Source organism: Bradyrhizobium sp., from assembly GCF_004799445.1.
Taxonomy (GTDB): Bacteria; Pseudomonadota; Alphaproteobacteria; order Rhizobiales; family Xanthobacteraceae; genus Bradyrhizobium.
The window spans coordinates 1-12467 of the sequence record NZ_SSNA01000241.1; the positions used below are offsets into that span (position 1 = coordinate 1).

The following is a 12467-nucleotide window of genomic DNA, read 5'->3' on the forward strand; positions in this document are numbered from 1 at the left end:
CTCGATCTTCCGCGCCCAATGGGTTTTCGGCGGCGTCAGTCCTTCGGTGCGGCAATCGTCGAGGATGGTGTGATCGAAGGTGCCCGGCCGCACCGCGGCGTTGAAGCCGGCCACGGTCTTTTCCAGCGCCGCCGGATCGAGTTCGAGCTTGCCTGCGAGCTCGGCGATCGAGGCGGCTCCGATCGGCGGGAACAGCGTCGGCATGAAGCTCGTGACGACCGTCGAGTCGAAGATGATGTAGGCGATCTGGTCGGGTTGGGCCGCCACCAGCCGTCCCCAGATGGCGTAGCGTTTCGGCCAGATATCCTCGCCCTCGTCGTAGAAGCGCTCGGCGTGCTTGTTGACGACAATGCCGAACACCACGGAATCATGTCTCGTGATGATACCGCCGTCGAATTTCGGCGCGCGCGCATCGATCGCGACCGCGTGGCATTGCGTCGGATCGCCGACGTCCTGCACGCCCTTTTCGAGCAGCATCTTCAGGATCGTGCCGCGGTTATACGGCGTGCCGCGGATCAGGAAATTGTCGGCGGCCTCGCCCCAATATTGCTTGAGCCATTCGATGTTGGCCTCGAAGCCGCCGGCGGCGGCGACCAGGGTGGAAGCGCGGACGGTGGCGCGGCCGTCACCCTGCTTCAGCGCGGCAGAAAGGAACATGCCGTCGGCGATCTCGAGATCGAGCACCTCGGCGTCGTAGCGAATCTCAACGCCAAGCTGTTCGGCGGTCAAATAGAGCGCGTTCAGCATCGCCCTTCCGCCGCCCAGGAAGAATGAGTTGGTGCGCCCGAGGCTGAGCGTACCGCCCAGCGACGGCTGCCAGCGCACGCCCTGTTCGACGATCCAGCCCAGGATGTCCTTGGACTCGGCGATCATATGGCGCGCCAGTTCCTCGTCGGTCTGGCCGCCGGTGACGCGCTTGAGGTCTTCCCAGAATTCCTCCTCGGTATAGGGCCCGGTGAGGATCTCGGTCGCCGCATCATGGGCGCAGCGCATGTTGCGGGTGTGGCGGGTGTTGCCGCCGCGATAGAATTTCGGCGCGCCTTCCAGCACCAAAACGGACGCGCCGGCGCGCCGTGCTGCGATCGCGGCGCACAGCGCCGCATTGCCGCCGCCGATCACCAGCACGTCGTATTTGAGGGTCAAATCGACCATGCCGTGTTGTTATCTTGTTTGCACGGAAATCAAAACCGGCATCCGGGCAACGCGACCCGCTGCCCGGACATGTCTTAGCCCCGGGCCGCGAGGGGCTGCTGGCTGGTGGCCGCCTTGCCGTCCCGGTAGATCGCGAGCGTGGCGACGATGCCGAGGATGGCGGCGCACATCAGCCAGAATCCCGGAGAGGCCTTGTCGCCGGTTTGATCGATCAGCCAGGTCGAAGCAAAGGGCGTGAACGTCCCGAACAGGCCCGCGGCCAGCGCGAACGCCATCGAGAAACAGGTGGTTCGGACATGCGCGGGCACCACTTCGACCAGCGCGCCGAGCATGGTCCCGCTGTAAACGCCGAAATAGAACGAGAACATCATTTCAACCGTCAGCATCTTGCCGAAGGTGGGTTCTGCGACCAGCCAGTGCAGCGCAGGGTAGGCGGTCACCAGCGACAGGCCCGCGATCGTCAGCAGCACCGGCTTGCGGCCGAGACGGTCGGACACCGCGCCTCCGACCGGATTCCAGAAGAAGTTGGTCACCGCCACCAGCAGCGTGACGAGCAGCGCGTCCTGCGATGTGAGTTTCAGCACGTTCCTGCCGAAGGTCGGCGTGTAGACCGTGACGAAGTAGAAGGTCGTGGTGGTCAGCACCGCCACCATCATGCCAAGCACGATGATCTTCCAGTTCAGCGCGGCGGATCTGAAGACCTCGGTCGTGGAAGGGTGTTTCTTCATCGCCAGGAATTCCGGCGTTTCTTCCAGCGTTCGGCGAAGAAAGAAAATGAACGGAATGATGAGGCAGCCGACGAAGAACGGGATTCGCCACTTGGCGAATTCGATCCCGCCAAGGAAGCCAATCGTATCGCCCGTCACGAGTTCGTTCAGTGCAAATCCGATGGTCGCGGCGACGAAGATCGCGACCTGCTGGCTGGAGGACTGGAACGAGGTATAGAAACCCCTGTTGCCGGGCGTTGCGATCTCGGCCAGATAGACCGAGACGCCGCCAAGCTCGACGCCGGCGGAAAAGCCCTGCAGCAAGCGGCCGACCAGAACGATGATCGGCGCCGCGACGCCGATGCTGGCATAGGTCGGACAGACCGCAATCGTCACCGTGCCGATCGCCATGATCGCCAGCGTGACGATCAGTCCCTTGCGACGGCCGATCCGGTCGATATAGGCGCCGAGCACGATCGCGCCGACGGGGCGCATCAGCGCGCCCAGCCAGAAAACGCCGAAGGTGTTGAGCAGTGCGGCGGTCTCGTCTTGAGACGGAAAGAACGCCTTGGCGATATAGGGCGCGTAAAAGCCGAACAGGAAGAAATCGAACTGTTCGAGGAAATTGCCGCTGGTGGAGCGGAGAATGGCGCCAATTCGCGATTTGAGTTGAGGCGGCGGCGAACTGGACGATTGCGACATTATGAAATTCTCCCCGTTGTCCTTGCGCTCGGTGCAGCTTTTCCGCACCGGCGAGGACAGTTGCTCGTTTCTTCCGGCAATCTGCCACGTCAGGGCGGCCTGACCAACCGGAAAACGCAACGACTGGATCTCTGCGGTAAGATCGCCGCGGCGCGGCATCTACATCAGCCGCGCTGTGCTCAACTGATTCCCGGGCTGCCCTGGACCGAGGCAATCAGCCATTGCCGAAACGCCGATAGTTTGGCCGATTCGGCTTTGGTCTCGGGCGAGACCAGATAGAACCCGGCGTCGGCCGGTAGGGCAATCTTGAACGGAACGACCAGCCGGCCCTTGGCGATGTCGGCCTCGACATAGGAGGTCCGGCCCATCGCAACGCCGATTCCGTCGATCGCGGCCTGCACCGTCATCAGGATCAGATCGAAGCTCAATCCCGGTTGTTTCGAGATATTCGACGGCAGTCCGGCGGCGGTGAGCCATAGCCGCCAGTCATCGTCATAGCCCCCGCTAGAGTGCAGCAGCGTGTGATTGGCCAGATCCTCCGGGCACCGCAGCGGCTTGTTGCCCGCAAGCAACGCCGGGCTGCACACCGGAAACAATTCATCGGCCATCAGCCAGTCGGCGCGCAGGCCGGGCCAGTGGCCGCGGCCATAGCGGATCGCAGCGTCGACGTCGTCGCGCCGGAAATCGACCAGGCTGGTCGACGTCGTGATCCGTACGTCGACGCCGGGGTGGGCCTGCTGGAAGGTGGAAAGCCTTGGCAACAGCCACTTTGCGGCCAGTGACGCCAGCGTGGAGACCGTCAGCACACGATCGTTTTCCTTGCGCATCAGCCGGTCGGTGGCGAGCCGCAGATCGTTGAACGCCGCGCGAATGCCGGGAAGGTAGTCCCTGGCTTCCGGCGTCAGCGCCAAACTGCGGTTCTGCCGGACGAACAGGCGAATCCCGAGTTCCTCCTCGAGCCTTCGGATCTGATGGCTGATCGCGGTCTGGGTGACGTTCAACTCGGCGGCGGCAACGGTAAAGCTGAGATGCCGGGCGGCGGCCTCGAACGCCCGCAACCCATTGAGCGACGGCAGTCGGGCAGTCATCTTCCGGGCGCCATTTGCATGAGTTTATCTCATCTAAACAGGTACAAAGTGTCGTTTGTCGAATTCCCGGTTCACATCGATATTGCACTTAACAAGTTAGCTTTGGGAGATCGAGATGTCTACCTGTTCACCCAGAACGATGATAAATCATCATGAATCCGGGCTCTTCGCCCAAATCAGCGAAAAGCTGCATGTGTGGGCCGAGCGTCGGCGGCAGCGGCGTGAGCTGTCGCGTTGGACCGACCGCGACCTGCACGACGTCGGACTTTCGTGGAGCGATATCATCGAAGAGGCCGAAAAGCCGTTTTGGCGGGCTTAGACGCCGCCAGGCTGGCGCCGCCTCTTGAAGGGGGGCGCCAGCCAACCTCTTTCGCGACCATTGGGGAGCCTGCGATGACCGCGTTTCGCCTTGATAACCTCCGGCAACACCGCGATATCCTGCTGCTGCGCAGCGGCAAGGCGGTGGCGGTGCGTTTTGTCGAGCCCGATGACGCCGAAGCGTTGCAGGGTTACTTCCGCTCGCTCTCGGTCCACTCCCGCTACAATCGCTTCCTTGGCGCCATGAGCGAACTTCCGCCGACCGAACTGGAGCATTTCATCCATGTCGGCGAGCGGGACCGGTTCAGCGTACTGGCGATCATGGTGATCGACGGCGTCGAAACCATCGTCGGCGAAGCCCGCTACGGGTTCGAGGCCGACACGGCAAGTTTCGAGTTCGGCGTATCGGTCGATGACCGCTGGCAAGGCCTGGGCATCGGATCGACCTTGCTGCGGAATCTGGAATGCCGCGCGGCTGCGTTTGGAGCTGCCCGCGTGTTCGGCGATACGCTGCGCTCCAATGACGTCATGATTGGCCTTGCGCGCAAGTCCGGATTTAACTTCATACGCCACCCCGACGACTGGAAGCTGGTGCGTTTCGAGAAACCTGTCGACGCAGCACCCCAGGAAATTGCCTGCGCGAGCTCGCGGCTGGCGGCGCAGCAGCTCGCGCATCAGGCGACGGTTTGAGATTTCGGATACTCGGCTTTTAGTGCGTCATTGCGAGGAGCAACGCGACGAAGAAATCAAGCTTTCTTTGCGTTGCCATGGATTGCTTCGCTAACGCTCGCAATGACGAACGCTATTTCTGCGCAACTTCAAAACTTCTCTACCCAGGGCCGCAATTCCAGCTCCCAGGTCCAGGCGCTGCGCGGCTGCTGCAGCACATTCCAATAGCTCAGAGCAATGGCGTCAGGATCGAGCATCGAGTCCGGCCTGTCGGCGGGCTCGGCGCGGCCTGCACTGCGGATGCCGCCGTCGATCACGAAATGCGCGACATGAATCCCTTGCGGCGATAGTTCGCGCGCCATGCTTTGCGCCAGCCCGCGCAGCGCGAATTTGCCCATCGCGAACGGTGCGGATTGCGGATAGCCCTTGACGCTCGCCGACGCGCCGGTGAACAGGATGGCGCCGTGTTTGCTTGGCAGCATCCGCATTGCCGCCTGCTGGGCCACCAGGAAGCCACCGAACGCGCTCACCGCGATCGCCTGCGCCACCTCGGCGGGCACCAGCTCTATGAAAGTACCGCGCGCCCGCGCGCTGGCATTATAGACGACCACATCGGGCGTCCCGATCTCGCGCTCGACCAGCCCAAACAGGCGCTCGACCTCGTCTTGGTCGGTGGCATTGCAGGCAAAGGCGCGCGCGCCGGTCTCGGTGCAGAGCGCGCCGAGCTTTTCGATTTGGCGTGCCGCCAGCGCGACCTTGATGCCTTCGCGGGCCAACAGCCGCGCCAGCGACGCGCTCAGTCCTTCGCCGGCGCCGACGATGAGGGCTTTGTTGTATTTTGGGGTTTCCATGGCAGGTTTCCTTGATTTGTCGGAGTTGGTGTCAGCCGTGGGGATGTGCGATAATTCCACCCAATAGATGAGGAAACGAACCGGAAAATTCAATGCAGCCGCGCCAGCATGATCGCATTGCGGATTCCGCCGCCCAGCCGGGGCTGCTGGCGCCCGACACCTCGGGCATGAATTTTTACCGCGCCGATCCGGCGCTGAAGGACCTGCTTCGCATCCATCTTCCCGATGCGTTGTTCCGTCATATCGAGCCGCATCTCGACCGGCTGGGCGCGCTCGCCGGCGGTCATCTCGACGAGTGTGCCCGCCTGGCCGACCGGCATGTACCGGTGCTGCATCAGCGCGACCGCTTCGGCCGCGACGCCCAATGGATCGAATACCATCCGGCCTATCGCGAGCTTGAGCGCGCCGCGTTCGGCGAGTTCGGCATTCATGCGATGTCGCTTCGCAAGGGCATTCTGGGCTGGCCCGAGAAGTACCCGGTCGTTGCCAAGCACGCTTTTACGTTTCTCTTCAACCAGGCCGAGTTCGGACTGGGTTGTCCGATCAATGTCACCGATGGCTGCGCCAAGCTTCTTGCGAATTTCGGCAGCGAGGCGCTGAAGGCCGGATATCTGGACGGCCTCACCCAGACCGACATGAACAAGCTGACCCAGGGCGGTCAGTTCATGACCGAAAAAGAGGGCGGTTCCGACGTCGGCACGCTCGCCACATCAGCCGTGCAGGAAGGCGATCACTGGCGGCTCTCGGGCGAGAAATGGTTCTGCTCCAATGCGGACGCCGAGGTGGTGATGCTGCTGGCCCGGCCGCAGGGCGCCGTCGGCGGCACGCGCGGCGTCGGCCTGTTTCTGATGCCGCGGAAGCTCGACGACGGCTCGCCCAACCACTACCGGATCGTCCGGCTGAAGGACAAGCTCGGCACCCGCTCGATGGCCTCGGGCGAGATCAAGCTTGAAGGCGCGATCGCCTACGCCGTCGGACGGCTCGATCGCGGTTTCGTGCAGATGGCCGAGATGGTCAATTCTTCGCGGCTTTCCAACGGCGTCAAATCCACCGCGCTGATGCGCCGCGCCCATCACGACGCGATGGCGGTCGCAAAGAACCGCGTGGTGTTCGGAAGCCGCATCGTCGATTTGCCGCTGGCGCGGCGGCAATTGATGAAGATCATGCTGGCCACCGAGCAGGCGCTGTCGATGAGTTTTCTGACCGCCGACGCGCTCGACCGCGCCGAAGCCGGTAGCCAGGACGCGGCAGTGCTGTTGCGCATTCTCACCCCGACGCTGAAATTTCGCGCCACGCGCGATGCCCGCAAGGTTTGCGGCGATGCGCTCGAGATGCGCGGCGGCATCGGTTACATTGAGGAGTTTGCAACCAGCAGGCTGTTGCGCGACGCGCATCTCGGCTCGATCTGGGAGGGTACCGGCAATATCGTCGCCATCGACGCGCTCACGCGGGCGGTCGGCCGCCATGGCGCCGATGCGGCATTGGCCGCCGACCTGCATGCCCGGCTCGACGACAGCGCCAACGTGCCGGGCGCCTGGCGCGACCGCCTGCGCGCGTTCACCGATCGCGCCGTCGGTTTTGCCCGTGAGGTAGCCGGGCGCAGTGACCGCGAGGCCGAGGCGCGGCGCGCCACCAGCCTGCTCTATCACGTCGCAAGCGCGGTTCAGCTTTCGTGGGAAGCCGGGCGCATTCATGAGATGCGCGGCGATGCCCGCAGGCTCCTGTTGTCCCGCATGGTGATCGATCATCGGGTATCCGCAAGCGATCCCTTCCAGCTTGCGGACGATGCGACGCAGCGCGCCATGTCAGACCTTCTGCTCGGCGAGCGCGCCGCCGGCATGGCCGAGGTCAGTGAATTGCTTGCCGCCGCGTAGGGCAAGATCCGGAAAAGTGTGCAGCGGTTTTCCGAAAAGATCATGCTCAAACAAAAAGATAGAGAGCGAGATGACGATTCAACGAAAAGTCATCTCGCTCTAGGCCGGTCGTTAGTCATCAAACGCCGGCGGTGGCACGAAGCCGCCGAATTCGCGCTCGATCAGTTCGGCCAGTTTCAAGGGCGTGCGATCTTCCAGCCACGGGCCGAGGATCTGGACGCCGACCGGCAGGCCTTCCGGCGAAAGGCCGATCGGTATTGCGGTGGCCGGCAGGCCGGGCAGGGTTGCGATGCCGGGCCAGGCCAACTGATCGGGGTAGGAATAATCCTTGCCGTCGATGTTGATGCGGCGGGTTTCCTGCTCCTCGGAATGGTCGTGCGGATAGGCCGGCGTCGGCATCACCGGGCAGATCACCGCATCGAAGGTCTTGAACAGCGCCCGCCATTGCGCACGCAAATGCCCGCGTGCGCCGTCCGCCATCACCCAGTCGCGATGGCTGAGCGCGATGCCGCGCAGCCGCTCCGCCGCAAGGCTGATGTCATCCGCCGGCAGGTTCGCCGCCGCGGCCTTGGCGCCGGCATAGACTTCCGGCAGGAAACCAACCGCGACAAACGACAGCAGCATCCGCATAAAGAGGCGGGAGGAGGCGGCGAAGTCCGGCAACAGCGGGCTTTGGCGCTCGATCCTGACGCCGGCCTTGCCGAGGCCGGCGGCAAGCCTGTCGATCGCCGCCCACACTACGGCGCTGGTCGGCATCACCGGATCGGTATCAATCAGCAGCACGCGGAAATTCTTCAATTCACTGTGACGCGGCGGCGGCAGGACAAGCTTGTAGGCCGTGCCAGCCTCCAGCGGGTCCGGTCCTGCAATGACGTCGAGCAAGAGCGAGAGGTCCAGCGCGCTGCGCGCCATCGGCCCGATCACCGCCATGTCGCGATCCAGGGGCAATGCGGGAAATGGCGACGGTGTGTTGCCGCGCGCCGGCGCCAATGCGAATGTCGGTTTGTGCGCGTAGACGCCGCAGTGAAACGCCGGCACTCGCAGCGAGCCGCCGATATCGGAACCGAGCGAGAGCGGTCCATAACCCGCCGCGAGCGCCGCCGACGATCCGCCGGAAGAGCCGCCGGGCGTGCGGCTGAGGTCGTAGGGATTATTGGTGGTGCCGTAAATGTCGTTGTAGCTCTGCCAGTCGCCGAGCCCGAGCGGCACGTTGGTCTTGCCGAGGATGACACCGCCGGCATCCTTGACGCGGGATATCGCCAGTGCATCCTCCGGTGGCCGAAAATCCTTCTGCGCCGGAATGCCCCATGTCGTGGGCAGGCCTGCGACGTTGAAGGATTCCTTCACCGTGAGGGGAATGCCGAGCAACGGCCGCGTCTCGCCGCGCGCGAGCGCCGCGTCGGCGGCACGGGCGGCGTCCAGCGCGCGTTCGAAATCGCGGACGCAAATCGCATTGATCCTTGGATCGTGACGCTCGATGCGTCCGATCGCATCCTGTGCCAGCTCAACGGCAGATACTTGCCTTGCCGCAAGGGCGGCCGATATTTCAGTCGCTGTCCTGAAGCTCCATTGCGATTTCGCCACGTCGTTCTCCCGGTCCGTTTTCGGCGCTCGGGATATTGCTCCGGTTAGACGACGGCCGCTAGACCGCTATTGCTGCCTCAATGACGGCTATCTCGGCAGCATCCGCTGCATGATGCGGTCGCGGTAAATGAAGATATGGGCCATCGCCGCCACCACATGAATGCCGACCAGCACCAGCAGCGTCAATCCCATCGCCTGATGCCAGCCGTCCATTGCCTTCACGTTCGCCACGTCCTTCGAGGCCAGCATCGGCAGCGGCACGAGATAAAACAATGAAATCGACCAGCCGCGAAACGACGCGAACAGCCAGCCGGTAAGGGTGGTCGCCAATACCATCGCATAGAGCGCCCAATGCACCGCTTCGGAACTTAGCCGCTGCCAGGGCGGAAGCGAACTCTCCGGTGCGACGGGGTGGGTAAGCCGCCAGGCAAACCGCAGAACGATGAGCGTCAGGATGACGATCCCGAACGAGACATGGAATGTCATGGGCGCGCCGGGTGGGCCCGCATGAACATCCGGCATCAGCCAGCCAATCAGGTATTGCACCAGCAAAAGCGCCACCACGAGCCAGTGAAACACCTTCGCGGTGGTGCCGTATTGCAAACGATCAGTCATGCGCATTCCTTCATTTCTTCGAGTCGTGACGCGAGTATGGCACGTCCATGGCGCCGGTTCATCAAGGTTGCAGATATCGCGTGGAAGTGTGCGACATCGGATTGACGGGTCCGGCAGCGCTGCGCTCGCCCGCGCTCGAATTGCTTCCTGGAACCGGAAACGCGTAGCCGATGATGGTCTTGATGACCCAGCGATCGGACGATGACGTCAATCCGTAACCGACGCCGAAGTCCACATCGAGGACGCCGAGCTTGAAATCGGTAACCAGAAACAGGGTGTGTTGCTGATCGGCAAGCTTCGGCATGTTCCCGATCTCGCCAAAATCCGCGTAATATTCGAGACCCAGGAACGTATCCGGGCCGAGCTTTCGCGCCAGACGCGCGGCAGGCGCAAAGTCCAATTCACCCAACTTTCCGAAGCCGGCGTCTATAATCGGGTTGACGATGAATTCGTAGTCGGCGTTACGAACACCGATGATCGGCCGCACCTCCAGCGTAAACCGGGTCTGCGCGAACGGCGGCGTCGTGTTGCTGAACTCCAGATTGACACCGTAGAAAAAATCGCGCTGCTCGGCATGCGGCGAAACGAACAGGGTCCGCAGCTTGAAGGCGTCGGACATGAATTTCTGATCCTGGACGGCGAACGGCAGATAGAGGCCGACCTCCCACCAATCGGTGACGCCGTAGGCAAATTCCGGCGTGCCGTTGAGGCTGTGGTTGGAAACGAGACCGCCGGGAAACGGCGGGTCCTTTTGTCCGAGCGCGACATAATTGAGGTGCTGCTGGATGGTAAGCTGGCCGACCGCGGCGATGCCGGCGTTGTAGACCTGGATCTCGTCGGTGGCGCTTGCGGGTTGTCCCAGCGCAATCGACAAAATCATCCCCGCCAGCGCGCTGAGCTGGCGTGAACCGCGTTTGCAACATCGTCTGGGCATCACCGCAAAGCTTTCTAGGCCGCGCCAATGAGAATGCCGACGGCGAGGACGATGACGCCGCCAAGCACGATCTGGAACACCGCCTGCAGGAACGGCGTATCCATATAACGCGCCCGAATATAGGCGATCGCCCACAGTTCGAAGAACACGACAACTCCCGCAATCGCGGTCGCGATCCAGAACGCATTGGCCCAGGAGTCCGGCACCAGATACGGCATCGAGTGCCCGAGGCCGCCGAGTGCGGTCATCACACCACTGGCCGCGCCGCGCAGCCAGGGCGAACCGCGCCCGGTCAGCGAGCCGTCATCCGACAGCGCTTCCGCAAAGCCCATGCTGATGCCGGCGCCGATCGAGGCGGCGAGGCCGACAAGAAACGTCTGCCAGTTCTGATGCGTCGCAAAGGCTGCGGCGAACAGCGGGGCGAGGGTCGACACCGAGCCGTCCATCAATCCGGCAAGACCCGGCTGCACATATTGCAGAACGAACACGCGCCGGCGGGTCTTGTCTTCGTCCGCGCGCACGTCCGGACTGAGGATTTGATCGGTCAGCCTGGCCGCGACCTTCTCATGGCCTTTTTCTGCTTCCGCGAGATCGCCGAGCAGCCGGCGGACACCGACATCCTGGGTCTGTTCGGCGGCCTTGATATAGAACCGCTCGGCTTCGAACTCCATCGTCCCGACTTCCTTGCGGATGGCGTCGAGCGACTGATTCTTGGTCAGCCAGATCGGGCGCCGGCGCAAGAATCCCTTGACGTTGTCTCGGCGAATAGGCGGGAGATTTGGGCCGAAACGCTTTTCGTACATCTCCAGCAGCATGTGGCGATGGCCTTTTTCCTCCTCGGCCATTTCCTCGAACAGCTTGGCCGATTCCGGATAGCGCTCCGCCAGATCCTCTGCGAAGGTCATGTAGATGCGGCTGTCTTCCTCTTCCGCGGAGATCGCAACCGCCAGCACTTCCCGCTCGGTCAAATCGGCGAAATTCTTCACGGCAAGCCTTCTTGATTAGTTTAGAATGGTTCTAAATTTTATAGCGATAGCCTGCTGCAAGGTCAAATCATTCGGCGGCGCGCCGCCGATCGGTTTCCGCCCTCGCAGTCTGGAACTGTTGCGGTTCGCGCCCGTTCAGGATCCTATCTTTCGATCCATCGTAGCGGAGCAGTTATGGACAAGGTCAAATATCGCTTGAACGACCCGCGGCTCGCCCCGCGCCGAACCAGGCTTGAGATCCCCGGGTGGGCCGGCAAGCGCGAGCCCCGCGCCGACGGTTCGCGCGAACAGGTCTGGCATTGCGTTCCCTTTTCGGAAGGCGCGCAATACGGGATTGAGCTGTTTTACCCGTACGACAATGAACTGCACGTCAGCACCAAGGACGGCCGTTTGATCCTGGAAGGAGATTGGGGCCCGCCCCCGGACGGTGGCGTGCAGTGGCCGCCATTCCGGAATTTCGGCGACACTTTTTATACCTACCAGATCCTTCTGGACCTCAAGGTTGAAAAGGGCATGGCGATCCGGACCGAACCGCATCCGCGGTTCTACACCGATCCGACCGATACCGTGCCGATCGCGGTGCCGGCGCTGATCCGAAACTGGTGGCCGATGCTGTTCTTTTGCGTGTTCAAGGCGCCGGCGGAGGGCCGCACCCACATCTTCAGACCGAACGAGCCATTCGTGCAACTCATCGTCATCCCCGAGGAGGCCTCCTTCGAACTCGAGCCGATGGGCGAGGAGGAATCCTCCGAGCGCGAACTTCAGGCCCGCCGCATCTACAACAGCCGGCCGACGCTGTCGGCCGGGACCGAGTGGACCTCGTCGTCGGACACCGTGTTTGACGGCACCTATCGGCATCTTCACCGCGCGGCCAAGGAGAAAGCCCGCCAAGAGTAGCGTTTTCGAGCGAAGTGGGCTCCGGTTCGCGTGAAGAAAACGCGTCAACCAGGAATCCCAGCGTTTTCGAGCGAAGTGGGCTCCGGTTCG

General features: G+C 62.8%; 12 protein-coding genes. 4 read left to right on the top strand and 8 right to left on the bottom strand.

Annotated elements, in window-relative coordinates:
* The 3 genes from tcuA to E8A46_RS30335 all read right to left on the bottom strand — a co-directional run.
* On the bottom strand, positions 1-1143 hold a 1143-nt coding region (gene tcuA, locus E8A46_RS30325; protein WP_291568993.1), incomplete at its 3' end, for an FAD-dependent tricarballylate dehydrogenase TcuA.
* A gap of 83 nt (positions 1144-1226) precedes the next feature.
* Positions 1227-2561, bottom strand: a complete 1335-nt coding sequence (locus tag E8A46_RS30330; RefSeq protein WP_291568969.1) for an MFS transporter — start codon at positions 2559-2561, stop codon at positions 1227-1229.
* A 179-nt stretch (positions 2562-2740) separates the two neighbouring features.
* Positions 2741-3649 carry a transcriptional regulator GcvA gene (locus E8A46_RS30335; protein ID WP_291568971.1) on the bottom strand — a complete coding sequence of 303 codons (909 nt, stop codon included), beginning with the start codon at positions 3647-3649 and terminating at the stop codon, positions 2741-2743.
* Positions 3650-3764: 115 nt separating this feature from the next.
* On the opposite strand from E8A46_RS30335, the gene E8A46_RS30340 reads away from it, so the two are divergent.
* Positions 3765-3968 carry a DUF1127 domain-containing protein gene (locus E8A46_RS30340; protein WP_291568974.1) on the top strand — a complete coding sequence of 68 codons (204 nt, stop codon included), beginning with the start codon at positions 3765-3767 and terminating at the stop codon, positions 3966-3968.
* A gap of 74 nt (positions 3969-4042) precedes the next feature.
* Positions 4043-4657, top strand: a complete 615-nt coding sequence (locus E8A46_RS30345) for a GNAT family N-acetyltransferase (protein WP_291568976.1) — start codon at positions 4043-4045, stop codon at positions 4655-4657.
* Positions 4658-4785: 128 nt separating this feature from the next.
* Here E8A46_RS30345 and E8A46_RS30350 read toward each other — a convergent pair whose 3' ends face one another.
* Positions 4786-5487, bottom strand: coding sequence for an SDR family NAD(P)-dependent oxidoreductase (locus tag E8A46_RS30350; RefSeq protein WP_291568978.1), 702 nt, complete (start codon positions 5485-5487; stop codon positions 4786-4788).
* Positions 5488-5579: 92 nt separating this feature from the next.
* Here E8A46_RS30350 and E8A46_RS30355 point away from each other — a divergent pair, with 92 nt between their 5' ends.
* Positions 5580-7361, top strand: a complete 1782-nt coding sequence (locus tag E8A46_RS30355) for an acyl-CoA dehydrogenase family protein (RefSeq protein ID WP_291568980.1) — start codon at positions 5580-5582, stop codon at positions 7359-7361.
* Between the two features lie 111 nt (positions 7362-7472).
* Here the strand turns inward: E8A46_RS30355 and E8A46_RS30360 are convergent, their stop codons facing one another.
* From E8A46_RS30360 to mbfA, 4 genes are all read right to left on the bottom strand, one after another.
* Complete coding sequence (locus E8A46_RS30360) at positions 7473-8945, bottom strand: amidase (protein ID WP_291568982.1); 1473 nt, start codon at positions 8943-8945, stop codon at positions 7473-7475.
* Positions 8946-9032: 87 nt separating this feature from the next.
* Positions 9033-9560, bottom strand: coding sequence for a cytochrome b (locus E8A46_RS30365; protein ID WP_291568984.1), 528 nt, complete (start codon positions 9558-9560; stop codon positions 9033-9035).
* A 61-nt stretch (positions 9561-9621) separates the two neighbouring features.
* Positions 9622-10494 (bottom strand): hypothetical protein, encoded by an 873-nt coding sequence (locus E8A46_RS30370; RefSeq protein WP_291568986.1) that lies wholly within the window; start codon positions 10492-10494, stop codon positions 9622-9624.
* A gap of 14 nt (positions 10495-10508) precedes the next feature.
* The gene (gene mbfA / locus E8A46_RS30375) at positions 10509-11480 is read right to left on the bottom strand and encodes an iron exporter MbfA (protein WP_291568988.1); all 972 of its coding nucleotides are present in this window, start codon (positions 11478-11480) and stop codon (positions 10509-10511) included.
* A gap of 174 nt (positions 11481-11654) precedes the next feature.
* On the opposite strand from mbfA, the gene E8A46_RS30380 reads away from it, so the two are divergent.
* On the top strand, positions 11655-12377 hold the full coding sequence (locus E8A46_RS30380) for a hypothetical protein (protein ID WP_291568990.1): 723 nt from the start codon (positions 11655-11657) through the stop codon (positions 12375-12377).
* Positions 12378-12467: the final 90 nt, after the last annotated feature.

Bases quoted from the DNA above. Each gene is read 5' to 3' on its own strand.
- E8A46_RS30330 (WP_291568969.1), bottom strand. From the start codon at position 2,561: ATGTCGCAATCGTCCAGTTCGCCGCCGCCTCAACTCAAATCGCGAATT.
- E8A46_RS30335 (WP_291568971.1), bottom strand. From the start codon at position 3,649: ATGACTGCCCGACTGCCGTCGCTCAATGGGTTGCGGGCGTTCGAGGCC.
- E8A46_RS30340 (WP_291568974.1), top strand. From the start codon at position 3,765: ATGTCTACCTGTTCACCCAGAACGATGATAAATCATCATGAATCCGGG.
- E8A46_RS30345 (WP_291568976.1), top strand. From the start codon at position 4,043: ATGACCGCGTTTCGCCTTGATAACCTCCGGCAACACCGCGATATCCTG.
- E8A46_RS30350 (WP_291568978.1), bottom strand. From the start codon at position 5,487: ATGGAAACCCCAAAATACAACAAAGCCCTCATCGTCGGCGCCGGCGAA.
- E8A46_RS30355 (WP_291568980.1), top strand. From the start codon at position 5,580: ATGCAGCCGCGCCAGCATGATCGCATTGCGGATTCCGCCGCCCAGCCG.
- E8A46_RS30365 (WP_291568984.1), bottom strand. From the start codon at position 9,560: ATGACTGATCGTTTGCAATACGGCACCACCGCGAAGGTGTTTCACTGG.
- E8A46_RS30370 (WP_291568986.1), bottom strand. From the start codon at position 10,494: ATGCCCAGACGATGTTGCAAACGCGGTTCACGCCAGCTCAGCGCGCTG.
- E8A46_RS30380 (WP_291568990.1), top strand. From the start codon at position 11,655: ATGGACAAGGTCAAATATCGCTTGAACGACCCGCGGCTCGCCCCGCGC.